The 22,065-nt window shown below is 59.4% G+C and carries 20 protein-coding genes and 1 pseudogene; 10 read left to right on the forward strand and 11 right to left on the reverse strand.

The window, feature by feature from the left end; translation table 11 throughout:
• Positions 1-25: 25 nt before the first annotated feature.
• From rnd to yoaA, 5 genes are all read right to left on the reverse strand, one after another.
• A complete protein-coding gene (rnd, locus tag VGC33_RS11405) occupies positions 26-1,177 on the reverse strand; it encodes a ribonuclease D (protein ID WP_331120875.1) in 1,152 nt (383 codons plus the stop codon).
• Positions 1,178-1,215: 38 nt separating this feature from the next.
• Positions 1,216-2,880, reverse strand: a complete 1,665-nt coding sequence (gene fadD / locus VGC33_RS11410) for a long-chain-fatty-acid--CoA ligase FadD (protein WP_331120893.1) — start codon at positions 2,878-2,880, stop codon at positions 1,216-1,218.
• 122 nt (positions 2,881-3,002) lie between these two features.
• Positions 3,003-3,614, reverse strand: coding sequence for a Slp family lipoprotein (locus VGC33_RS11415; protein WP_331120876.1), 612 nt, complete (start codon positions 3,612-3,614; stop codon positions 3,003-3,005).
• 79 nt (positions 3,615-3,693) lie between these two features.
• Positions 3,694-4,395, reverse strand: coding sequence for a tRNA (adenosine(37)-N6)-threonylcarbamoyltransferase complex dimerization subunit type 1 TsaB (tsaB, locus tag VGC33_RS11420; protein WP_331120877.1), 702 nt, complete (start codon positions 4,393-4,395; stop codon positions 3,694-3,696).
• A 131-nt stretch (positions 4,396-4,526) separates the two neighbouring features.
• Complete coding sequence (gene yoaA / locus VGC33_RS11425; RefSeq protein ID WP_331120878.1) at positions 4,527-6,479, reverse strand: DNA repair helicase YoaA; 1,953 nt, start codon at positions 6,477-6,479, stop codon at positions 4,527-4,529.
• A gap of 125 nt (positions 6,480-6,604) precedes the next feature.
• Here yoaA and VGC33_RS11430 point away from each other — a divergent pair, with 125 nt between their 5' ends.
• Positions 6,605-6,949: a RidA family protein gene (locus VGC33_RS11430; RefSeq protein WP_331120879.1), complete on the forward strand. Its 345-nt coding sequence runs from the start codon at positions 6,605-6,607 to the stop codon at positions 6,947-6,949.
• A 187-nt stretch (positions 6,950-7,136) separates the two neighbouring features.
• Here VGC33_RS11430 and VGC33_RS11435 read toward each other — a convergent pair.
• Positions 7,137-7,319 (reverse strand): annotated as a pseudogene (locus VGC33_RS11435) (YoaH family protein); the annotation flags it as partial.
• Between the two features lie 167 nt (positions 7,320-7,486).
• Between VGC33_RS11435 and pabB the strand changes: the two are divergent.
• From pabB to VGC33_RS11450, 3 genes are all read left to right on the forward strand, one after another.
• Positions 7,487-8,851 (forward strand): aminodeoxychorismate synthase component 1, encoded by a 1,365-nt coding sequence (gene pabB, locus VGC33_RS11440; protein ID WP_331120894.1) that lies wholly within the window; start codon positions 7,487-7,489, stop codon positions 8,849-8,851.
• Complete coding sequence (locus tag VGC33_RS11445; protein WP_331120880.1) at positions 8,848-9,426, forward strand: CoA pyrophosphatase; 579 nt, start codon at positions 8,848-8,850, stop codon at positions 9,424-9,426. Before pabB ends, VGC33_RS11445 begins: the two co-directional genes overlap by 4 nt.
• Before the next feature lie 480 nt (positions 9,427-9,906).
• Positions 9,907-11,271 carry an L-serine ammonia-lyase gene (locus VGC33_RS11450; protein ID WP_331120881.1) on the forward strand — a complete coding sequence of 455 codons (1,365 nt, stop codon included), beginning with the start codon at positions 9,907-9,909 and terminating at the stop codon, positions 11,269-11,271.
• A gap of 136 nt (positions 11,272-11,407) precedes the next feature.
• Here VGC33_RS11450 and VGC33_RS11455 read toward each other — a convergent pair whose 3' ends face one another.
• Positions 11,408-12,958 carry a TerC family protein gene (locus tag VGC33_RS11455; protein ID WP_331120882.1) on the reverse strand — a complete coding sequence of 517 codons (1,551 nt, stop codon included), beginning with the start codon at positions 12,956-12,958 and terminating at the stop codon, positions 11,408-11,410.
• Between the two features lie 633 nt (positions 12,959-13,591).
• On the opposite strand from VGC33_RS11455, the gene manX reads away from it, so the two are divergent.
• The 5 genes from manX (at position 13,592) to mntP (ending at position 17,863) form a co-directional block, all read left to right on the forward strand.
• Entirely contained in the window at positions 13,592-14,557 is a 966-nt protein-coding gene (manX, locus tag VGC33_RS11460) for a PTS mannose transporter subunit IIAB (RefSeq protein ID WP_331120883.1), read from the forward strand.
• A gap of 88 nt (positions 14,558-14,645) precedes the next feature.
• Positions 14,646-15,449, forward strand: a complete 804-nt coding sequence (locus tag VGC33_RS11465) for a PTS mannose/fructose/sorbose transporter subunit IIC (RefSeq protein WP_331120884.1) — start codon at positions 14,646-14,648, stop codon at positions 15,447-15,449.
• A 12-nt stretch (positions 15,450-15,461) separates the two neighbouring features.
• Entirely contained in the window at positions 15,462-16,307 is an 846-nt protein-coding gene (locus tag VGC33_RS11470) for a PTS mannose transporter subunit IID (protein WP_331120885.1), read from the forward strand.
• A 75-nt stretch (positions 16,308-16,382) separates the two neighbouring features.
• The gene (locus VGC33_RS11475; RefSeq protein ID WP_331120886.1) at positions 16,383-16,844 is read left to right on the forward strand and encodes a DUF986 family protein; all 462 of its coding nucleotides are present in this window, start codon (positions 16,383-16,385) and stop codon (positions 16,842-16,844) included.
• 437 nt (positions 16,845-17,281) lie between these two features.
• Complete coding sequence (gene mntP, locus VGC33_RS11480) at positions 17,282-17,863, forward strand: manganese efflux pump MntP (protein WP_331120887.1); 582 nt, start codon at positions 17,282-17,284, stop codon at positions 17,861-17,863.
• 6 nt (positions 17,864-17,869) lie between these two features.
• Here the strand turns inward: mntP and rlmA are convergent, their stop codons facing one another.
• Together rlmA and VGC33_RS11490 are read right to left on the reverse strand one after the other, a co-directional pair.
• Positions 17,870-18,694 carry a 23S rRNA (guanine(745)-N(1))-methyltransferase gene (rlmA, locus tag VGC33_RS11485; RefSeq protein ID WP_331120888.1) on the reverse strand — a complete coding sequence of 275 codons (825 nt, stop codon included), beginning with the start codon at positions 18,692-18,694 and terminating at the stop codon, positions 17,870-17,872.
• Positions 18,695-18,778: 84 nt separating this feature from the next.
• Positions 18,779-20,461 carry a peptidoglycan D,D-transpeptidase FtsI family protein gene (locus VGC33_RS11490; protein WP_524535654.1) on the reverse strand — a complete coding sequence of 561 codons (1,683 nt, stop codon included), beginning with the start codon at positions 20,459-20,461 and terminating at the stop codon, positions 18,779-18,781.
• A gap of 277 nt (positions 20,462-20,738) precedes the next feature.
• On the opposite strand from VGC33_RS11490, the gene pgeF reads away from it, so the two are divergent.
• Positions 20,739-21,461 carry a peptidoglycan editing factor PgeF gene (gene pgeF, locus VGC33_RS11495; protein ID WP_331120890.1) on the forward strand — a complete coding sequence of 241 codons (723 nt, stop codon included), beginning with the start codon at positions 20,739-20,741 and terminating at the stop codon, positions 21,459-21,461.
• Positions 21,462-21,648: 187 nt separating this feature from the next.
• Here pgeF and cspE read toward each other — a convergent pair whose 3' ends face one another.
• Complete coding sequence (cspE, locus tag VGC33_RS11500; protein ID WP_005968829.1) at positions 21,649-21,858, reverse strand: transcription antiterminator/RNA stability regulator CspE; 210 nt, start codon at positions 21,856-21,858, stop codon at positions 21,649-21,651.
• A 23-nt stretch (positions 21,859-21,881) separates the two neighbouring features.
• Positions 21,882-22,016, reverse strand: coding sequence for a DUF2627 domain-containing protein (locus tag VGC33_RS11505; RefSeq protein ID WP_331120891.1), 135 nt, complete (start codon positions 22,014-22,016; stop codon positions 21,882-21,884).
• Between the last annotated feature and the right edge of the window lie 49 nt (positions 22,017-22,065).

Genomic DNA, 22,065 nt, shown 5'->3' on the forward strand with positions numbered 1-22,065 from the left:
GGGGGACATGACGCTCAGGGATTTATCATGCCGCGGGCAGGTCGGTGGTTGCCGCCTCGCCGTCGAGTATTGCGCGCAGCCGCGCGCCAAACAACCCTTCCCGCCAGCCGCTGAGCAATTCCGGCGCGCGTTGCCCGGGGGCGAGACGCCAATGCCAGGTTAACAGCTGATTGATTTGCCTGCGCGATGCCAGCAGTTCCACGCTTAATCCTGATTGCCCGCTGGCAACGGCGATATGTTCCTTGATGGTTTTGAACAGCGTGCGATAGCCGGGCTTATCGATAAGATTGACCACCGGCTCCGGCAGTCGATCGTCCGTCATGGCCGCCGCCTCCTCGACCAGGGCGAGCAGCATTTTGCCGTGATAACGGATTTCCGGCCCGCTTAATCCCAGCTTATCCAGTTCGCCCAGCGAACCAGGCATGTAGCGCGCCACCTGCCATAAATTCTCTTCACGCACGACAAAATTCACCGCCATATCCCGCTCGCGCGCCTTGCGCAGGCGCCAGGAGGCCAATTTTTGCAGGCAGGCCAACTGGCGGGTACGCAGTTGCCAGGCATTGCCGATATCGCGATAGGCCAGCTCCGGGTCGACGATTTCCTGGCGGCGCTGGCACAAGGCGTCGCATTCCTGCCGGGCGGCGTCGGTCCAACCCGCCTGTTCCGTTTCCTGGATCAATTGGTCGGCCATCGGCAGCAGCCAGAACACGTCCGCCGCGGCATAATCGCACTGCCTGGCGCTCAGCGGCCGGGCCAGCCAGTCGGTGCGGGATTCGCTTTTATCCAGCGCCACCTGCTGGTAATCGGCCACCAGCGCGGCGAAACCGGAAGACAACGGCCGTCCGTTGAACGCGGCCAGCACCTGGGTATCAAGCATAGGCACCGGCATTTGATCAAAGGAGTGCAAAAACACCTCAAGATCTTCGCTGCAGGCGTGCAGTATTTTTACCACCGCCCGGTCGGCCAGCAGTTCCCGAAACGGCTGCCATTGCGTAATCGCCAGCGGATCGATTAGCGATAACGTTTCGCCATCAAATAATTGAATCAAACCCAGCTGCGGGTAATACGTGCGGGTGCGCACAAATTCGGTATCCAGCGCCACCCGGTCGTGCCGGCGGGCAAGCGCGCATATCCGTTGTAAATCGTCGTCATGGGTAATCAATTGGTAATTGGACACAGAGTTCTCTTACTGTAAGTCATGGCGGCAAAGAGAGTTTATCGGTTCTCGACGCGTAATTGCTTGCGCAGAATTTTGCCTACATTGGATTTGGGTAATTCTGCGCGGAACTCCACCAGCCTGGGCACCTTATAGCCGGTCAGGTACAAACGGCAGTGGGCCAGGAGTTCCTCGCGGGTCAGGGAAGGCTCTTTTTTCACCACGAAGATTTTGACCGCTTCGCCGGTTTCATCGCTGGGTACGCCTATCGCCGCCGCCTCAAGCACTTTCGGATGCCGAACCACCGCATCTTCGATTTCATTGGGGTAGACGTTGAAGCCGGACACCAGGATCATATCCTTCTTGCGATCCACGATGCGCACGAAGCCTTGTTGATCCACTGTAACGATATCGCCGGTAGAAAGCCAGCCGTCTTTAAGCGCCTCGGCGGTGGCCTGCGGCTGGCGCCAATAGCCGGCCATGACCTGTGGCCCCTTGATTAACAGCTCGCCGGGCATCCCGGGCGGCACGTCGGCTCCGTCCCCATCCACCAGGCGGATATCAGTGGACGGCACCGGCAGGCCGATGCTGCCGCTGAAATGGGTTAGATTGTAGGGATTGCCGGAGACCAGCGGCGAGCACTCGGTCAAGCCGTAGCCCTCCAGCAGGTGCTTGCCGGTCAAGGCATGCCAGTCGTCCGCCACCGGCCGCTGCAACGCCATGCCCCCGCCCACCGACAAATGCAGCGAGGCAAAATCCAGGCCCCTGAACGCCGCGTTGTGCAACAGGGCGTTAAACAGCGTATTCACTCCGGAAATCGCCGTAAAATGGTGGCGCCGCATCGCCTCAACCAGGGAGGCGATATCGCGCGGGTCGGTAATCAGCAGGTTGCAGCCGCCCATTTCAACAAACAGCAGGCAATTTATCTGCAGGGCGAAGATATGGTACAGCGGCAGGGCGGTAACCATCATTTCGCGGCCCAGGGTCAAAATCGGACCGTAGGCGGCTTTCGCCTGTTCCAGATTGGCGAGGATATTGCGGTGGGTCAGCATGGCGCCTTTCGACGCGCCGGTGGTGCCGCCGGTATATTGCAGGAAAGCCAGCGCGTCGCCGTTGATTATCGGCGGGCTGAATTCCAGCCGCTGCCCCTCGGCCAGGGCGCGGCGATAGGCAACCGCCCGCGGCAGGCGGTATGGCGGCACCTTGCGCTTGATATGCTTGACCGCCGCGTTGACCAGCGTGCGTTTGAAAAGGGGGAAATGATCGCCCAGGCGCGTGAGTATCACATGGCGGACGGGCACCTCGGCCAGGACCTGTTCCAGCGTATGGGCGAAGTTATCCACGATGACAATGGCCGCCGCGGCGCTATCGTTAAGCTGGTGGCGCAGTTCGGCGGGGGTATAAAGCGGGTTGACGTTCACCACCACCATGCCGGCGCGCAGCACGCCGAACAGCGCCACCGGATATTGCAGCAGGTTGGGCATCATCAGCGCCACGCGATCCCCCGGCCGCAGCGCCAGCTTGCGCTGCAGATAGGCGGCAAACGCCAGGCTCAGCGCGTCAAGCTGGCGGTAGGTCAGGGTTTCGCCCAGGTTGATGAATGCCGGCAGGTCGGCAAAGCGGTAGGCCGCGTTGGCGAACAACACGGCGATTGAACGATAATGATCGGGATCAATATCGGCCGGGACATCGGGCGGATAGCGCCCGGTCCATATCCGCTCCATGCCCCGCCCTGTGTTATCCGCTGTGCTCATGACCGCCCCACGTTTGCCTTAATTGTTACCTGTAATGGTAATGGAACCAGGCAGCAGGGTGTGAAACGATATCAGGATTGAGCGTTTCGTCACTATTCGGTCAGCACGGTCTCGACCTGGGCACCGCCGTAACCATAACCGTAGCCAATGCCCCAGTCCGGTCCCCATCCGCGGCCGTAGCGGCCGCCCCAGCCCCAGGGCGACATTGGCGGTCCCATCGGCGCCACCACCTGTCGCGTCAATTGCCAGCGTTTATAGCCGTCGGCGCGCACCACCACGAAGGTATAGTCCGCCTTGTCGATGGCGCCTTTTTCCGTGCCGGTGATCGGTCCGACCACGGTAACCCATTGATGATTGAAGTCCACCGGCTCCAGGAAGCCGTTGACATAGGCCACCACCCGGCCGGTGGAGACCTGGTGCAGGCTTGGCCGCGCCGAGTCGTCCAGCGGCACCGAGGCTATTTCCAGGCGGGTGCGTCCGTTGAGATTGGTGACTTTGACCACTTTGCCGCCGAAGCGGGCTTCCTGGCCGACATACAGGGACGGCGCGTTAAGCACGCGCACCAGATCCTGCTGCGGGGTGGGCGAGGTGCCGCGCACGGCGTCCGGCACCGTGGCGCAGCCGGACAGCAGCATGACCATGGCCAGGGCCGGCCAGTAAAAACGACGGCGCGGCGCGCTGTGGGCTGTAGTGTGTTTATACATCTTGCGCTCGATTCCTCTCACCCTAAACGGTAACCCATTGGTTACTTCTTTGACCCGTGGCGGCGGCTTAAGTTGCTCATTAATCGCGACCCGGCAGCTTTTTCCACGTGACTTCATTACGCAGGTAGGTCGGCGTCTGCAACTCTACCGCCAGCGCCCCGCCCTCCCTTAAGCGTAGCACCGCCAGCGGCAACATATCCACCGCCGCCGGCAGCGCGGTCTGGCCGTCAATCAGTTGAACCGAGGGTTGCGAGATAAGCCCGGGATAGGTTTGCCAACCGGTGCCGGCCGTGGCCCACCGTCCGACCAGATCGGCGGCTTCCGCCGCCAGTTGGTCGGGTTTGACCACTTTTTCCCCCGCCTCCCCCAGCCAGACGCCGTTGTCGTCGCGCTGGTATCGCGCCCAATACACCTCGCCCATGCGGGCATCGATGGCGCACAGCACGCGGCCGGCCCCGCACCGGCGCCAGGCGCCCTGCGCCAGCGCCGCCAGGGTGGAAATACCGATCATCGGCAGCCCGGCCCCGAGCGCCAACCCCTGGGCGATGCCGATGCCGATGCGCACGCCGGTAAAGCTGCCGGGGCCGCGCCCATAGGCCAGGGCGTCAAGTTGCGTTAAATCGATGCCGGCCTCGGCCAGCAGGCTGTCGACCATCGGCAGGATGCGCTGGGTGTGCTCGCGCGGACGGATTTCAAAACGTTCGCTGATTTCACCGTTTATCCAAAGCGCCGCGGAACAGGCTTCGGTTGCGGTATCAAGGGCTAAAATACGCGTGGACATGCCAAACCTCAGGCGGGTGTTTAATGTGGTGCAAAACCGGGCGGGTATCATAGCATAACCGTGCGGGCAAAGGGATACACGCTGTCTTCGCCATAGCCCCATACGCCTCGTGCGCATGGGGCCACGGCGCGCTACGCGTTATCCTTCCCGCCCATCGCGCCCGCGTCAAGCGTGGGGGTATCCAGGCGATGCCGCAGGAAGTCGATGGCGCGCTGCAGCGAGCGGGTGCGCGGCGCCGGCGGCAGGCTGTTGAGGAAAATCTGGCCATAAGGCCGGGTCACCAGCCTTTGATCGCAGATTATCAGCACGCCGCGGTCGTCGCTATCGCGGATAAGCCGACCCACTCCCTGCTTGAGGGCGATCACCGCCTCGGGAATCTGCACCTCGGCAAAGGGATCGCCGCCGCGCAGCTGGCAGTCCTCGATGCGCGCCTTGAGCAACGGGTCGTCCGGGGCGGTGAAGGGAAGCTTGTCGATGATCACGCATGACAGCGTGTCGCCGCGCACATCCACGCCTTCCCAAAAGCTGTTGGTCGCCACCAGCAGCGCGTTGCCGGCGGTGACGAACTGCTGCAACAGCTGGCGTTTGCCGGTCTCGCCCTGTAACAGCACCGGCAGGGTCAGCGTGGCGCGAAACTCCGCCGCCAGATCGCGCATCATCTGGTGTGAGGTGCACAGGAAAAAGCAGCGTCCTTGGTTGGCGATAATCACCGGCGCCAGCATCCGCGCCAACTGCACCGCCGCCCCGCGCTGGTTCGGCTCCGGCAGGAAGCGCGGCACGCACAGCAGCGCCTGGGTGGCGTAATCAAACGGACTGGGCAGCAATAATGTCCTCGCGTCCTCCAGGCCGATGCGCCGGGTAAAATGCTCCAGGCGATCGTTGACCGACAGGGTGGCGGAGGTAAAAATCCAGGTGCCCTCTTTTTCGCTCATCACCTCGCGAAAACGGGTGGAGACCGACAGCGGCGTCAGCGCCAGCACAAAGTGCCGGGCGTTGCATTCATACCAATAGCTGAAACCCGGTTCCTGGGTATTTTTCAGGCGTTTGAGCCGTGCGCGGTACAGACTGGCGCGCTCAAAAGCGGCATCGAGCAGCGCCGAGCGCCCCAACGCCAGCTTCGCCACGTCGTGGCATAACTCAAGCGCGTCATCCAGCAGCAGCAACGCGCGCTGCAGCGACGGTTGCGTCAGCACATCGCGCAGGTTGCCGCGAAACCCCGGCTCCCCGAGCGCCAGACGGAAATCCTGGGTGCGGAAGGTGAGCTGATCGGCGCTTTTCTGCAATTGGGCCATATCACGCACGTCGGTGCGATAGGCCAGCGTCATGTCGCGCGCGAGATCCATAAGCTGGCGGCCGGTGAGCTGCTGGCCGAAATACTGGCTGGCGATATCCGGCATCTGGTGCGCTTCGTCAAAAATCATCACATCGCCGGTCGGGATAAGCTCGCCGAAACCGCCCTCCTTGACCACCATATCCGCCAGGAACAGGTGATGGTTTACCACGATCACGTCGGCTTCCATGGCGTTACGGCGCGCCTTGACCACAAAGCAGTCTTTGTAAAGCGGGCAGTCGCTGCCCAGGCAATTGTCGTTGGTGCTGGTGACCAGCGGCCAAACCGGGCTGTCTTCGGCAATGCCGGCGCAGTTGGCCACGTCGCCGTCCACCGTTTGCGATGACCAGTTGCGCACGCCCGCCAGCTCCCCCAGGGTTTCCGGCGCCATATTGACGCCGCCGGCGAGCTGTTGTTCCATACGCTCAAGGCACAGGTAATTGGAGCGGCCCTTCAACAGGGCCATCCGTCCCCGGTACTCCAGCGCCGCCGCCACCTTGGGCAGGTCGCGGGCATACAGCTGATCCTGCAGCGCCTTGGAGCCGGTGGAGATAATCACCTTACGTTTCGAGCGCAGCGCCGGCACCAGATAGGCATAGGTTTTGCCGGTGCCGGTGCCGGCCTCCACCACCAGCGGCTGTTTAGCGTCGATGGCCTGCGCGATCGCCTCGGCCATCAGACGCTGGGACTCGCGCGGTTTAAATCCGGTGATGGCCTTGGCCAACGCGCCCTGCGGCGCAAAATCATCTGTCACGCTGTCTCTCTGTCATTCGGTTGCTGTCGGATTATGCCAAGGCCGCGGGTTGCGCACCACCTTCTTTGCTTAAAACAACACTATGTTATGCTGGTGGTTTACATGATGGCTTTAAGGCGAACAGTATGACCATTGAACGAATCGATCCCGGCGCGCGCATGTCCGAGGCGGTTGTCCACAACCAGACGGTATATTACACCAGCGTACCGGAAAACCTGGATGGCGACGCCAACGCCCAAACCGCCGAGGCGCTGGCGATAATCGACCAGTTGCTGAAACGGGTGGGATCCAATAAAACGCGGCTGCTGGATGTGACGGTATTCCTGGCCGATGGCGGCGATTTCGCCGCCATGAACGCCGCCTGGAACGCCTGGGTGGTTCCCGGCAGCGCGCCGGTGCGCTGTACCGTCGAGGCGCGGCTGATGAACCCGCGCTACAAGGTTGAGATTAAAGTCATCGCGGCGATTTAAGGCGGTTCTTTATGCCCCGGGTCGCGCGGCGGCGCGTTTTTCAGGCCGGGCGGCGCCGTCATCCGGCGGTACGTCCTCGCAGGGCCGGCGTTTACAGCGCGCCGTCCTCGTCATCGTCATCCTGGTCCACGCCGTCGGCCAGGTCCCGGGCGCCGCGTTCATCGGCGGCGCGCTCGGCATAGGTGCGATCGTCGTCTTCATCGTCATCCCAGCGAATTGATACCCGTTCACCCGTATGGGTGGCGCGGATTTCATTGGATACCAGCCTGATGGCTTCGCCACTGCTCATGCCGTCGGCCATCAGGGCCTGGATGCGCTCAACGGCCTGCTGCTGCTGTTCGTGATTTAACGCTGGCATATCGGTCAGCATGCGTAATCTCCTGAGGGGTGGACGATGGGCTATTGTCTCACGCCGCCGCCATCGACGCCAATCAATGCGCTTTATGTTCGTCGCTGGAGCCGATATTATGCTGTTCGCACCCCGCCGGCGCGTATTGCCGGCACCCTGGACTGGATTACCTGGATCATAGTGTCGATATGCTGCCACATTTAACTGCGTTACCCTATCACCGCGACGCCGTTGCCGACCTGTTCGCCCCCTTCGCCGCCAGGCCCTGGTCTATGCTGCTGCACTCAGGCCATGCCAGCCATCCCGACAGCCGTTTTGATATCATGGTGGCCGACCCGGTGGCGACGCTGACCACCCGTGGCGCCACCACGGTGATTTGTCGCGAGGGTCGGTCGCATAACAGCAATGACGACCCCTTTACCCTGGTGCAGCAGGAGGTGGACCGCCTGGGGCTGCGCCAGGAGGCGCGGGACGATCTTCCGTTCCTGGGCGGCGCGCTGGGCCTGTTCGGCTACGATCTCTGCCGGCGGATTGAAACGCTGCCCTGCCATGCCCAACAGGATCTGGCCCTGCCGGACATGGCCGTCGGGCTGTATGACTGGGCGGTGATAGCCGACCATCTTCTTGGCCGCCTGACGCTGGTAAGCTACCGCGATCCGACGGCGCCAAAGGACCTGCTGTCGCCGCCGCCCCCCGCGCCCGGCTTGCCCTTTCGTTTAACCAGCGGCTGGCGTGCCAACATGACCCGCGCCGGATACGGCGAAAAGTTTCGCCGCATCCAGCATCATATCCAGGCCGGCGATTGCTACCAGATCTGCCTGGCCCAGCGGTTTTGCGCCGCATACGTCGGCGATGAATGGCAGGCGTTCCGCCATCTGCTTGAGCGTAACGCCGCGCCGTTTTCAGCGTTTTTACGCCTGCCGGGCCAGGCGATCATGAGCCTGTCGCCGGAGCGATTCCTGCGGGTTCGCCAGGGACAGATTCAAACGCGCCCCATCAAAGGCACGCTGCCGCGCCTGGCGGATGCGGAGGAGGATCGGCTGCAAGGGCAAAAGCTGGCGGCATCGCCCAAAGACCGGGCGGAAAACCTGATGATCGTGGATTTACTGCGTAACGATATCGGAAGGGTGGCCGTTCCCGGCAGCGTCCGGGTGCCGGAGCTGTTTGGCATCGAGACCTTTCCGGCGGTCCACCATATGGTCAGTACCATCACCGCGCTGCTGCCGCCCCATCGTACGCCGTGCGATCTGGTGCGCGCCTGTTTCCCCGGCGGCTCCATTACCGGCGCGCCGAAAATCAGGGCCATGACGTTGATAGATCAGCTTGAGCCGCAGCGTCGCAACGCCTGGTGCGGCAGTATCGGCTATCTGAGCCGCTGCGCGACCCTGGACACCAACATCGCCATTCGCACCCTGCTTACCGAACGGGGCAGCATTTTCTGCTGGGCCGGCGGCGGCATTGTCGCCGATAGCCAGGAGGAAGCGGAATATCAGGAGACCCTGGCCAAAGTCGCCAAAATCCTGCCGGCGCTGCTGGAGCTTAACCGGCCATGAACAGCGCTGAAAATACCCTGACGCTTGAGGATTTCATCACCCGCTTCCAACTGCAACTGCCGCAGCCCAACGAGCCGGCGCGCAACCTGCGCCGGGCGGCGGTATTGATACCTATCATTTGCCACCACCGGCCGACGGTACTGTTGACGCGCCGGGCGACGACATTGCGCAAGCATGCCGGCCAGGTGGCGTTTCCCGGCGGGGCGGCCGATGAGGAAGACGCGACCTTAATCGCCACCGCGCTGCGCGAGGCCCGGGAAGAGGTGGCCATACCGTCCTCGTCCGTCAGGATACTGGGGCAACTGCCGCCGGTAGACAGCAGCAGCGGTTTCCAGGTGACGCCCGTCGTCGGGCTGCTGGCGGCCGGCACCCGATACCGGGCAAGCCTCGCTGAGGTGGACGACATCTTTGAAATGCCGCTGCAGCAGGCGCTTTCTCTCGCCAGCTATACTCCCCTGCAAATCCAGCGCCGCGCCAAAAACCTGCGGGTGTATTTTTCCTGGTATCAGAGCCATATGGTCTGGGGCATGACCGCGCAGATTTTGTACCGGCTGGGCCAGCATATCCATCTCTAACCCCCACCCCTTTCCTGTTTTTCACCGCCTGTGCGGCGGTACCGCTGCCGCCCGCTTATGCCGCCGCGCGATCGCCATCACTGCCTTACGATAAAATGCTGTCAAAAACGTCATGAAAGGTTACAATCGACTGGTTTTAAGATTATAGCGAAATATAATCTCCAATTAATACTATATTATGGTTTTTTATATAATCACATCACCTATATAGGGCAGATATAAATAGCCCCAGCTGCGCGCGGACCGCATGGCCGCGGCCGCCTGGGCCGCAGGGGGCTTTCGGATTACCCAATGGCGGGATGACGCAGCCCGGTTTTGCCGGGATAAAGCGCATAGAGTCGGACGCCGTGCGCCGGGAGAAGGTTATTTTGGATTAGTTTTAATCATGCGAAAGCGCAAGCCGAAACCGGCATGAGTCATTACAATTAACTGCATTACCCGCGGGTATGCGTATTTTTTTCAGTTTTAAGGAGAGTCAACGTGATAAGCGTTTTCGACATGTTTAAAATCGGCATCGGCCCGTCCAGTTCCCATACCGTGGGCCCAATGAAAGCCGGTAAACAGTTCGTGGACGATCTCGTCGGGAAAGGGCTGCTCAATGATGTCACCCGCATCGCCGTGGATGTTTACGGCTCGTTATCGCTGACGGGCAAGGGACACCATACCGATATCGCCATCATCCTGGGCCTGGCGGGCAATCGCCCCGATACGGTGGATATCGACGCCGCGCCGGCCTTTATCCGCGACGTTGAGCAGCGCCAGCGCCTGGTGCTGGCCGGCGGGCCGCACGAAGTGGATTTCCCCCGCGAAGGCGGCATGGTCTTCCATGGCTCCTACCTGTCCCTGCATGAAAATGCCATGCGCATCCACGCTTTTGCCGGCGAACAGGTGATTTACAGCCAGACCTACTACTCGGTCGGCGGCGGGTTTATCGTTGATGAAGCGCACTTCGGCCAGCCGGTTATCGAAAAGATTAGCGTGCCGCATCCGTTCGCCAGCGCCCAGCAGCTGCTCGACCAATGCAAACAGACCGGCCTGTCGCTATCGGGGCTGGTGATGCTTAACGAGCTGGCGCTGCACGGCCGCGCCGATATCGACCGTTACTTCGCCGACATCTGGCAGACCATGCGCGCCTGCATCGATCGCGGTCTGAACACCGAAGGCGTATTGCCCGGTCCGCTGCGGGTGCCCAGGCGCGCGTCGGCGCTCAGGCGCATGCTGGTGTCAACCGATAAGCACTCCAGCGATCCCATGGTGGCGATAGACTGGGTGAATATGTTCGCGCTGGCGGTCAATGAGGAAAACGCCGCCGGCGGGCGGGTGGTCACCGCGCCGACCAACGGCGCCTGCGGCATCGTGCCCGCCGTGCTGGCCTATTACGATCATTTTATCGAGCCGGTTACGCCCGAGCTTCACCTGCGCTATTTCCTGGCCTGCGGCGCCATCGGCATTCTTTATAAGCTGAACGCCTCCATTTCAGGCGCCGAGGTGGGTTGCCAGGGGGAAGTGGGCGTCGCCTGCTCCATGGCGGCCGCCGGACTGACGGAATTAATGGGCGGCAGTCCCGAACAGGTATGCGTGGCGGCGGAAATAGGCATGGAACATAATCTGGGGCTGACCTGCGATCCGGTGGCCGGCCAGGTGCAGGTACCCTGTATCGAACGCAACGCCATCGCCTCGGTCAAGGCCATCAACGCCTCGCGCATGGCGCTGCGGCGCACCAGCGCGCCGCGCGTGTCGCTGGACAAGGTGATTGAAACCATGTACGAAACCGGCAAGGACATGAACGCCAAATACCGCGAAACCTCGCGCGGCGGCCTGGCCATCAAGGTACAGTGCGACTGATCTAACCCACACCACGGCGGGACCACCAATACCGCGCTCAAACCCGCCGTGTTCAAGGGAGAGCGTGCCAATGGGGTCGAAGCGGGCGTGGTTTTCCCGCCCGCCAGAGCGTGCCGACATCGCGTCCCTGCCCTGTTTACTCTTCCTCGTCCTCCACCGGCGGCGCCACCCGTTCAATACGCACCAGCTCGATGCGGTATTCCAACATTTGCAAAATCGTAAACCGCCACTGGCCCAACTCGATAACCTCGCCCACCACCGGCAGCTGATCCCGCTCGGCCAGCAGCAACCCCGCCAGAGAAGCGACATTCTCGTGACCCTGGGTAAATTCATCACTGTCCAGCGCCTGGCGCAGGGCGTGCAAATCAGTTCCGCCCTTGGCCAGCCAGGCATCCCCCTCCGCCACGATATCCGGCGTTTCGTCCTCGTCCGGGAACTCGCCGGCAATGGCTTCCAGCACATCCAATGGGGTAACCAGCCCCTGAATCACGCCAAACTCATTGGATACCACCACCAGGCTGCCCCGCGCCCGACGCAGCACCGCCAGCAGGTTCAGCACATCCAGGGTTTCCGGCACCACGATGGCCGGGTTTAACGCGGCATAGGCCCGCACGTCCTCGCCTTTATCCAACGCCACCATCAGCTCCTTGGCGCGGGCCACGCCTATCAACTGATCCAGCTCGCCGTCGCACACCGGAAACATACTGTGCGGCGTCGCCAGCAGCGACGCGCGTAATTCCTCCACAGAGCGCCGGCAGTCCACCCAGGATATTTCGTTACGCGGCGTCATAACGCTGCGCAGGGAACGCGACGCCAGCGATAATACGCCGGTAATCATATAACGCTCCTCGTCGGCAAACTCCGCCTTGGGTTCATCCGGCGTTTCCGCCTCCCTCTCCTCGCGCAGCCTCGGACCGCCCATTAAACGTAAAATAGCTTCGGCGGTGCGCTGGCGAATCGGCCCGCGCGACTGGTTCTTGATAAAATTACGCCGGGCAATCTGGTTGAACAGTTCAATCAGCACCGAGAAACCGATGGCCGCGTACAGGTAACCTTTAGGAATATGGAAGCCAAAACCCTCGGCAATCAGGCTCAGGCCAATCATCAGCAAAAAGCTCAGGCACAGCACCACCACGGTGGGATGGGCATTGACAAACCGGGTCAAGGTCTTGGACGCCAGCAGCATAATGCCCATGGCGATAACCACCGCGGTCATCATCACCGGCAGGTTGTTGACCATGCCGACCGCGGTAATCACCGCATCCAGGGAAAACACCGCGTCAAGGATCACTATCTGCACCACCACCGCCCAAAAACTGGCGTATCCGCGATTGGCGTCGTGCTGCACATCCTGGTTTTCCAGCCGTTCATGCAGCTCGGTGGTGGCCTTGAATAATAAAAACAGCCCGCCCAGCAGCAGGATCAGATCCCGCCCGGAAAAGCTGAACATGCCCACGCTCAGCAGCGGTTTGGTCAGCGTAACCATCCAGGAGATCAACGACAGCAGCCCTAAACGCATCAGCAGCGCCAGCGCCAGGCCGATAACCCGCGCCTTGTCGCGTTTTTTCGGCGCGACTTTTTCGGCCAGGATGGCAATGAACACCAGGTTGTCGATGCCCAGCACGATTTCCAGCAATATCAACGTCAGCAGGCCGACCCACAGGGTCGGGTCCATCAAGAATTCCATCTTTTGCTCCAGGTCCTGTTCCCATCGAAACGGCTTGATAATTCCAGATTGCCCGGCGCGCGGATAGGCCGGCCGCCGGGCGCAAGCGTCGTTGAACACGCGGTTTTTTTTCTCATCAAGGGCATGCGGGGGACAAATCTGATTCCCGGCGGTGCGGCAGGGCATAACCCGGCGCTGGCGCACAATGCCGGCGGGGCCTGGACGGGTAAAGCGGAAAACGATGCATCAGGGGTGAAGTTTTTTCGGTGACAGTCCATAGAGGGGGCTGCGGCCCATCGCTCCTTATCAAGTCGGACATTCAACTCTATCAGGTAAATCCGGGTACGCATAAAACTTTTTTTGTCTGCAAGTTGTCATCCGTGTCCTCTACACTGGTTTGTGAGCTCATTGTTTTCCTCATGCACAAATAACTGAGCGCCGTCACAATTTTTATTTTTTTACACACTAAAATAAATCGCGTTTAACCGCTATTGATTCACATCTCCACATGAATCGTTTCAACACACAGCGGACATCAAACAGGGTGGCTAATAAAAATACCTTGGTTAAGAAGTAAAACCGCCCGCGCTTTTTGGCATCAAACACGCCGGGCGGCCCACTTCTTAATCCAATTTGTTAACAGAGGAGGTATCAGTGAGTATTGCTATCATAATCGGCACTCACGGGTCTGCGGCCGAGCAGTTGCTTAAAACGGCTGAAATGATATTGGGCGCGCAGCAAAACGTCGCCTGGATTGATTTTGTTCCCGGGGAGAATGCTGAAACACTGATTGAAAAGTATACCGCGCGCATCGCGCAACTTGATACCCAGGAAGGTGTGTTATTTCTGGTTGATACCTGGGGCGGCAGCCCGTTCAACGCCGCCAGCCGTATTGTTGTCGATAAGGAGAATTACGAAGTCGTCACCGGCGTCAATATCCCCATGTTGGCGGAAACCTTTATGGCGCGTGACGACAACCCGGCGTTCGCCGAACTGGTGAGTGTCGCCGTGGAAACCGGACGCGCAGGCGTCAAGGCCCTCAAAGCGCCCGAACCGCAGACGGCCGAAGCCGCCGCCCCGATCGCCGCGCCGAAGCCGGCCGCCAAACCGCACCCGAACGCCGGCGGTCATATGACCATTGGCCTGGCGCGTATCGACGATCGTCTGATCCACGGTCAGGTGGCTACCCGCTGGACCAAGGAAACCAATGTCAAACGCATTATCGTGGTAAGCGATGAAGTCGCCGCCGATACCGTGCGCAAGACGTTATTAACCCAGGTCGCTCCTCCAGGCGTTACCGCACATGTGGTGGACGTGGCAAAGGCAATCCGCGTTTACGATAATCCGGCTTACGCCAAGGATCGCGTGATGTTTTTGTTTACCAACCCGACCGACGTTGAGCGCGTTGTGGAAGGCGGCGTCAAAATCACCACGGTCAATATCGGCGGCATGGCGTTCCGCCAGGGTAAAACCCAGGTTAACAATGCCGTATCGGTTGACGAGCAGGATATCGCCGCGTTTCGTAAGTTAAACGATCGGGGAATTGAGCTTGAAGTGCGCAAGGTCTCATCGGATTCGCCGCTGAAGATGATGGATTTAATAAATAAACTCGGTAAATAAATCGCCGGGAAAACTAACACTCACGAGCGTATCACTTTCCTGAAAAAAAGATTTACCGCTCTCTTACGATTGTCAGAGGAGAAGTACAATGGAGATCACCACGCTTCAGATTGTGCTGATTTTTATAGTGGCCTGTATTGCGGGCATGGGTTCAATTCTTGATGAGTTCCAGTTCCACCGTCCGCTGGTGGCATGTACGTTGATAGGCCTGGTGCTGGGTGATATGAAGACCGGCATCATCATCGGCGGTACGCTGGAGATGATTGCCCTGGGCTGGATGAACATCGGCGCCGCCGTGGCGCCCGATGCCGCGCTGGCGTCTATTATCTCCACCATCCTGGTTATTGCCGGCAACCAGAGCGTCGGCGCCGGTATCGCGCTGGCGATCCCGCTGGCCGCAGCCGGTCAGGTGCTCACCATTATCGTGCGTACCATTACCGTCGCCTTTCAGCATGCCGCTGACAAAGCCGCGGAAAACGGCAACCTCAGCGCCCTAAGCTGGATCCATGTCGGCGCGCTGCTGTTGCAGGCCATGCGTATCGCCATTCCGGCGGTTATCGTCGGGGTTTCCGTCGGTACCGACGCCGTCCACGCCATGCTCAGTTCCATACCGGAAGTCGTGACCAATGGCCTGAACATCGCCGGCGGCATGATCGTGGTAGTAGGTTACGCAATGGTCATCAACATGATGCGTGCCGGCTACCTGATGCCCTTTTTCTATCTTGGTTTCGTCACCGCGGCCTTTACCAACTTCAACCTGGTTTCCCTGGGTGTGATTGGCGTGGTCATGGCTGTCCTTTATATCCAGTTGAGTCCGAAATATAACCAGACCAACGGTGGAAATGGCGGCGCCGCCAAGGGCGTTAACGATCTTGATAATGAACTTGATTAATAGGTGAGCGAAATGGTCGATATAACAAATGCTCCAAAGAAACTGACTCCCGGCGACGTGCGTGCTGTCTTTATTCGCTCGAACCTTTTCCAGGGATCATGGAACTTTGAACGTATGCAGGCGCTGGGTTTTTGCTTCTCCATGGTGCCGGTGATCCGTCGTCTGTATCCTGAGAACAATGACGATCGCAAACAGGCGATTAAACGTCACCTGGAATTCTTTAATACCCATCCGTACGTGGCGGCGCCGGTATTAGGCGTGACCATGGCGATGGAAGAACAGCGCGCCAACGGCGCTCCCATTGACGATGCGGCCATCAACGGCCTGAAAGTGGGCCTGATGGGACCGCTGGCAGGCGTAGGCGACCCGATCTTCTGGGGTACCGTACGTCCGGTATTCGCCGCGCTCGGTGCCGGCATTGCCATGAGCGGCAGCCTGCTCGGTCCCCTGCTGTTCTTTATCCTGTTTAACGCCGTGCGTCTGGCAACCCGTTATTACGGCGTGGCCTACGGGTACAAAAAAGGCGTGGATATCGTTAACGACATGGGTGGCGGTTTCCTGCAAAAACTGACGGAGGGCGCCTCGATACTTGGGTTGTTTGTCATGGGGGCGCTGGTCAACAAGTGGACCCATGTGAATATTCCCATGGTGGTGTCGCGCATCACCGGTCCGGACGGCCAGACCACGGTTACCACCGTGCAAAGCATCCTCAACCAGCTGATGCCGGGCCTGGTGCCGCTGCTGCTGACCTTCGGGTGCATGTGGCTGCTGCGGCGCAAGGTGAACGCGCTGTGGATTATCGTCGGTTTCTTCGCCATCGGGATCTTCGGTTACTGGATCGGCCTGCTGGGTCTGTAACCGCCGTAGGTTGAACATTGTCACCCGAAACCGGGGCTAATCCCCCCGGTTTTTCATTTTTGCGAAGGAGTCAGGATGTCAGTTACCGATATGGTCCTGCTGGTTATCATTACGCTGGCATTGGCGTTCGCGCTGTTTGACGAGTTTGTCGTGGCGGGCATGCTTAAGGGCGGGACCCGGCTTAAAATAGGGCTTAAGCGTCAAAGCCGAATCGACGGCCTGATATTTATCGGTCTGGTGATGATTTTGGTTTACCAGAACATCACTAATAAAGGTACGGTCTTTACCACCACGTTATTATTAATTCTGGCCTTTATGGCGACCTACCTTGCTTATATCCGCCGGCCAAAATTGATTTTCAAAAACGACGGCTTTTATTATGCCAACGTTTTTATCCGCTACGCGCGGATTAAAAATATGAATTTATCCGAGGATGGCTATCTGGTCATAGATTTGGAGAAAAGAAGGCTGCTGATTCAGGTTCAGCATCTTGATGATCTGCAAAGGATTTATAATCATTTTCTTGAAAATAATTAATTGAGTTATACCCCTTTTTTCGCTGTTATTGCCGCCGACCGCCCGAGCGCTAGTGTTGATAACGGCGTTATTAACCCTACTCTTTATGTTCCTCAATAACCCTAAGATTCATGTTTTATTATGCTGTCGCTAATGACTTGCAGGCAAAAAGCTATTTTATTTTTGTGGTTGTTAATCGGTAAATACGATGTTATGGTTTTGCGGTCATTAGGGAGTAGCCGGTTTCCACCCTATCAGGCGGAAATGTCCGTATCAACATACTCGTTATATACACTGAATACTTCGGGCTGAAGGATTCAGTGTATACGCCATTAATTTGGCGTAAGCGTGGTGCGGGCGACCAAAGCGGTCGGCGAGACTATAGACACGACGAGCCATCGTGGGGTTGGGGTGATGGGGATGCGTGTTTATTGGCTCCCAGCCGAGGCGTTATCATCATGAACCTGTCCGCAACACTTATCCTGGCATTCGGCATGTCCATGGACGCGTTTGCCGCCTCCATCGGCAAAGGCGCCGTCCTGCATAATCCCCCTTTGCGCGAAGCGCTGCGCACCGGACTGATTTTCGGCGTGATCGAAGCCATTACGCCGCTGGTCGGCTGGTCGCTGGGACTGATGGCCAGCCGTTATCTCCTGGCGTGGGATCACTGGGTGGCGTTTACCCTGCTGGGCTGCCTGGGCATGCGTATGGTGGCGGGCGGCTTGCGACGGCAAACAGAAACCCCGCCGCGCGTGGGACAGCATAGCCTGAGGGTGCTGGCGACCACCGCGTTCGCCACCAGCCTCGACGCCATGGCGGTGGGCGTGGGGCTGGCGTTTCTGGAGGTCAATATCCTGCATACCGCAATCATTATCGGCCTGGCCACCATGATCATGGCCACTCTCGGCATGCTGCTTGGCCGCTTTATCGGCCCGTGGCTTGGCAAGAAAGCGGAAGTTATCGGCGGCGTCATCCTGATAGGCATCGGCTGCAATATCCTTTATGCCCATTTCGGTCAAGCCGCCCTGCCCGGCCTGTAGGCATGCTTAATCCTCCCGTCGCCAGGCGCGGATGATAAAATCGGTTTCGCAGTCAAAACGCGCCAGTCCGGTTAATCGCGCCGTGACGTCCGGCGTGGCGCGCCAGGCAAACGGCGTCATTTGCAACAGGCTGCCCGCGGCCTCGCCGGTCAGCGCCATGTCGTAGCCCAGGCTCTCGGTCGCCAGTCCGCTAAAGCCGGGGAACTGCTCATCCTTTAGCGGATGCAGCGCCACCTGCGGGTAGATGCAGGCCTTCAACTGGTAAAGATGACGGGGTCCGGGCGCCACCGTGACCACCAGTCCGCCGGGCTTGAGGACGCGATACATTTCAGCGGGATTGCAGGGCGCGTAGATACGTAATATGCCGCCGAGCAACCGGTCGACAAACGGCAGGCGCTGGCTGGACGCGACGCAAAAGCGTGCCTGCGGATACCGCTTCGCCGCCAGTCGCACCGCCGTTTTAGCGATATCCAGCCCATAGACTTGCCTCCCTTGCGCACGTTGCGCAATCGTCGCCGCCAGGGCCTGAGTGTAGTAGCCCTCGCCGCAGCCGATATCCAGCCAGTCGCCGCCCGGTGGTTCCGCCAGGTCGCTTATCAACGCCATCACCCGGTCGCGCATCGGCTGGTAATAACCGGCATCCAGAAAGGCGCGGCGGGACCGCATCATCTCCAGGTTATCACCCGGCACCCTGCTGCGCTTGAACTGCACCGGCAGCAGATTGACATACCCCTCGCGGGCGCAGTCAAAGCGATGCCGTTGGGCGCAGCACCAGTCATTATCGATGCGCGTGAGCGGCAGGTGGCAAAGGGGGCATTGATAGCAGGGCATAACCGGTTCCGGACGTAAACGCAATCAGGTGCGCATCTTACCGCAAATCCGCGCCGCCGGCAGCGGGAATGTCACCCCGGCGCCTCAGGAGGCGCCGTTGCCCGGCCGGGACGCGGCCACCAGACGATTGCCGTCTTCCGGCAACGCGTCTGGCTCCACGTTCATGATGCGCAGCACCTCCGCCATAATGGTGCTGAAGACCGGCGCCGACACCGCGCCGCCATAATACTTGCCCCCCTGGGGATTATTTATCACCACCACCAGCGCGAAACGCGGCCGGCTGGCCGGCGCGATGCCGGCGGTATAGGCGATATATTTATCAACGTAATGGCCGTCGGGACCGATTTTTTTGGCGGTGCCGGTTTTCACCGCCACCCGGTATCCCCTGACGGCGGCTTTGATGCCGCCGCCGCCCGGCAGGGCGACGCTTTCCATCATATGTTTCACTTCATGCACCAGGGCCTGATCCATCACGCGCTGGCCGACCACCGGCGGGTCGATACGGGTTATGGATAATGGCCGGTACATGCCGTCGCTGGCGATGGTGGCGTAGACCCGCGCCAGTTGCACCGGCGTGACCATCAGGCCATAACCGAAGGAGAACGTCGCGCGATCCAGCTCGCCCCAGCGCTGGCGATGCGGCATCAGCCCCGCGCTCTCGCCGGTCAGGCCCAAGTCCGTGGGCTGGCCCAGGCCGAACCCGCGATAGGTATTGAGCAGGGCGGTCACCGGCATCGCCAGCGCCATGCGCGAGACCCCGACGTCGCTTGATTTTTGCAGGATACCGGTCAGGGTCAACTGCGGATAAAACGCCACGTCGCGGATCAGGTGGCCGTCTAGGGTATAGGGGTGGGTATCAAGCAGCGTGTCGGGCTTGACGATCCCCTGCTTGAGCGCCGTCATCACCACCATGGGTTTTACCGTCGATCCCGGCTCAAAAATATCGCTGATGGCGCGATTGCGAAAATCGTCTTCGTTGTCGCCGGCGCGGTTGTTCGGATTGAAGGTGGGATAACTGGCCATGGCCAGGATTTCCCCGGTATTGACATCCACCAGTACCGAAGCGCCGGAATCCGCCTTATTGAAGGCCACCGCGTTGCTTAACGCCTCTTCGGTTTCACGCTGTAGCCGCAGGTCGATGCTCAGCGCCACGTTATGCGCGGGGGAACTGTCGGTCGTGGAGAGCGTTTCCACCACGCGGCCAAAGCGGTCCTTGCGCACCACCCGTTGTCCGGCCACGCCGGTCAGCAGACGGTTAAAGCTTTTTTCGATGCCCTCAATGCCCTGATCGTCGATATTGGTAAAACCCACCAGGTTGGCCGCCGTTTCCCCCGCCGGATAAAAGCGCCTGGACTCTTCTTTAAAATAAATGCCGGGCAGCTTCAGCTGCTTGACATAATCAGCGACGTTCGGCTCGATTTGGCGCGCCAGGTAGATAAAGCGCATATGGGGGTCGTGATTTATACGCGAGGCAAGTTCATTAAAGGGCAGATTGACCGTCTGCGCCAACGCCTGCCAGCGGGTGGACTCGGTCATCCCGCCCTTTTGCGCCACCTCGTACGGGTCGGCCCAGATGGCGTCGACGGGAACGCTGACCGCCAGCGGCTGACCGTTGCGATCGGTTATCATACCCCTGGGGATCGGCGTCTGCTCCACCCGCAGCGAGCGCATGTTCTGCTGGGCCACCAGGTTATCCGGTTTGATGACCTGCAGCCAGCCGATGCGAATCAACAACACCGCCAGGATAGCCGAAATGCCGATGCACATCAGGCCATAACGCCACTGAATGAAATTCTGCTTACCCTGACCAGGCTTCGTTTTCACGCTATTCTCTTACGGCTATTTTTATTATCTGACGCATTAGAACCGATCCATCGGATCATTAGCGCAAAAACAATGCTACAAGCCTTACTAATTTGCAACAAAGCGCAAATTTCCCCCTGCCTGGCCGCGAATTGTATATTTGTTACAAACAGCGGCGAAAGGATAAGGTAAAATAACGCTACTCTACCCTTTTCATTGCGGGACTTTGTCGCAGGATACTATGACAGCTTATTCTCATCTGATTGACGGCGTCGCAGGCATAAGGCACGGTTTTGGCGATAAAACCCACATGATGCCGGAGGCATTGCTGCCCTGGCAAGAAACCCTGGCGGTAAAAAAACAGGTACACGGTATTCATATCCACCGGGTGGAAGGGCCTGCCGAGCAGTGCGGACCGGCGGATGGCGTATTGACCTCCACCCCCGGCGTACTGCTTAGCGTGTTGACCGCCGATTGCCTGCCGCTACTGTTCGCCCGTCGCGACGGCAAGAGGATCGCGGCGCTGCACGCCGGCTGGCGCGGGCTGCTGGCGGGCATTATCGAAGGCTTTGCCGACATGCTGGCCAAGGATGATGACCCGGCGGACTGGGTCGCGGCCATAGGCCCGTCGGCCCGGCCCTGCTGTTATGAAGTCGACGAGGGCCTGGTGGAGGATTTTTTAGCGCGCCTGCCCATACCTGGGGCTATTGTCAATCCGGCGTACCGGCGCCTGGATTTGGCCGCTATCGCCCGTTACAAGCTTAACGCGGCGGGATTCCAGGCGGTGGACGATATCGGGCATTGCACAATTTGCGCCACCCGCGAGGAAGAGGCGGGAACGCCGGCGGAGCATCACTTCGCCTACACCAGCTATCGTCGCAACAGTAAAAAGCGCGCCCTTGATCCCGCCTATCCGACCATCAGCGGCCGCAATCAACATTCTGGATTGGTCATTTTGCCCTGATGAGCGTTAAACCACGATTACGCCATCATGAGGCCGGCGTCGCGGCGCGTGCGGAAAACCAGGATAACGGGAAGCATTGGGACAGGCGCCAGGCGCATTTTTAAACACCCTGCCAGTGGGGTACTGGCAGGGGGAATTACATGTCATCCATCAGCCAAATGGCCGATTACCGCCGGGGCGGAGCGGATTACAGAGCAGTTACGTTAACTGCTGAAGGGCCTTTTTGGCCATCCTGGATTTCGAATTCTACGTTCTGGCCTTCGGCCAGAGTTTTGAAGCCGTTACCCTGAATAGCGGAGAAGTGTACAAACACGTCTTTGCTGCCGTCGGCCGGAGTGATAAAACCAAAACCTTTAGACTCGTTGAACCACTTCACTTGACCTTTGATCTTTGCCATCTTGCATATTTCCTTTGGAGTGTTTAAATCGCCCTGGGGCGAGACAGAGACAAACTGGAGTCGTTACTGCTTGAGGCACTAAGATTAGGATCGGCAGAGAAGCGGTATGCAACGATATCGTCTTTACGCAAAACTTCTTTACTGAAAATGCCATTCATATACAGAACTGTACCTCGTTTTACCCAAATGCGTTATCACATACTCTGT

The sequence above is a fragment of the Acerihabitans sp. genome (genome assembly GCF_036398755.1).
Lineage (GTDB): Bacteria > Pseudomonadota > Gammaproteobacteria > Enterobacterales > Enterobacteriaceae > Acerihabitans.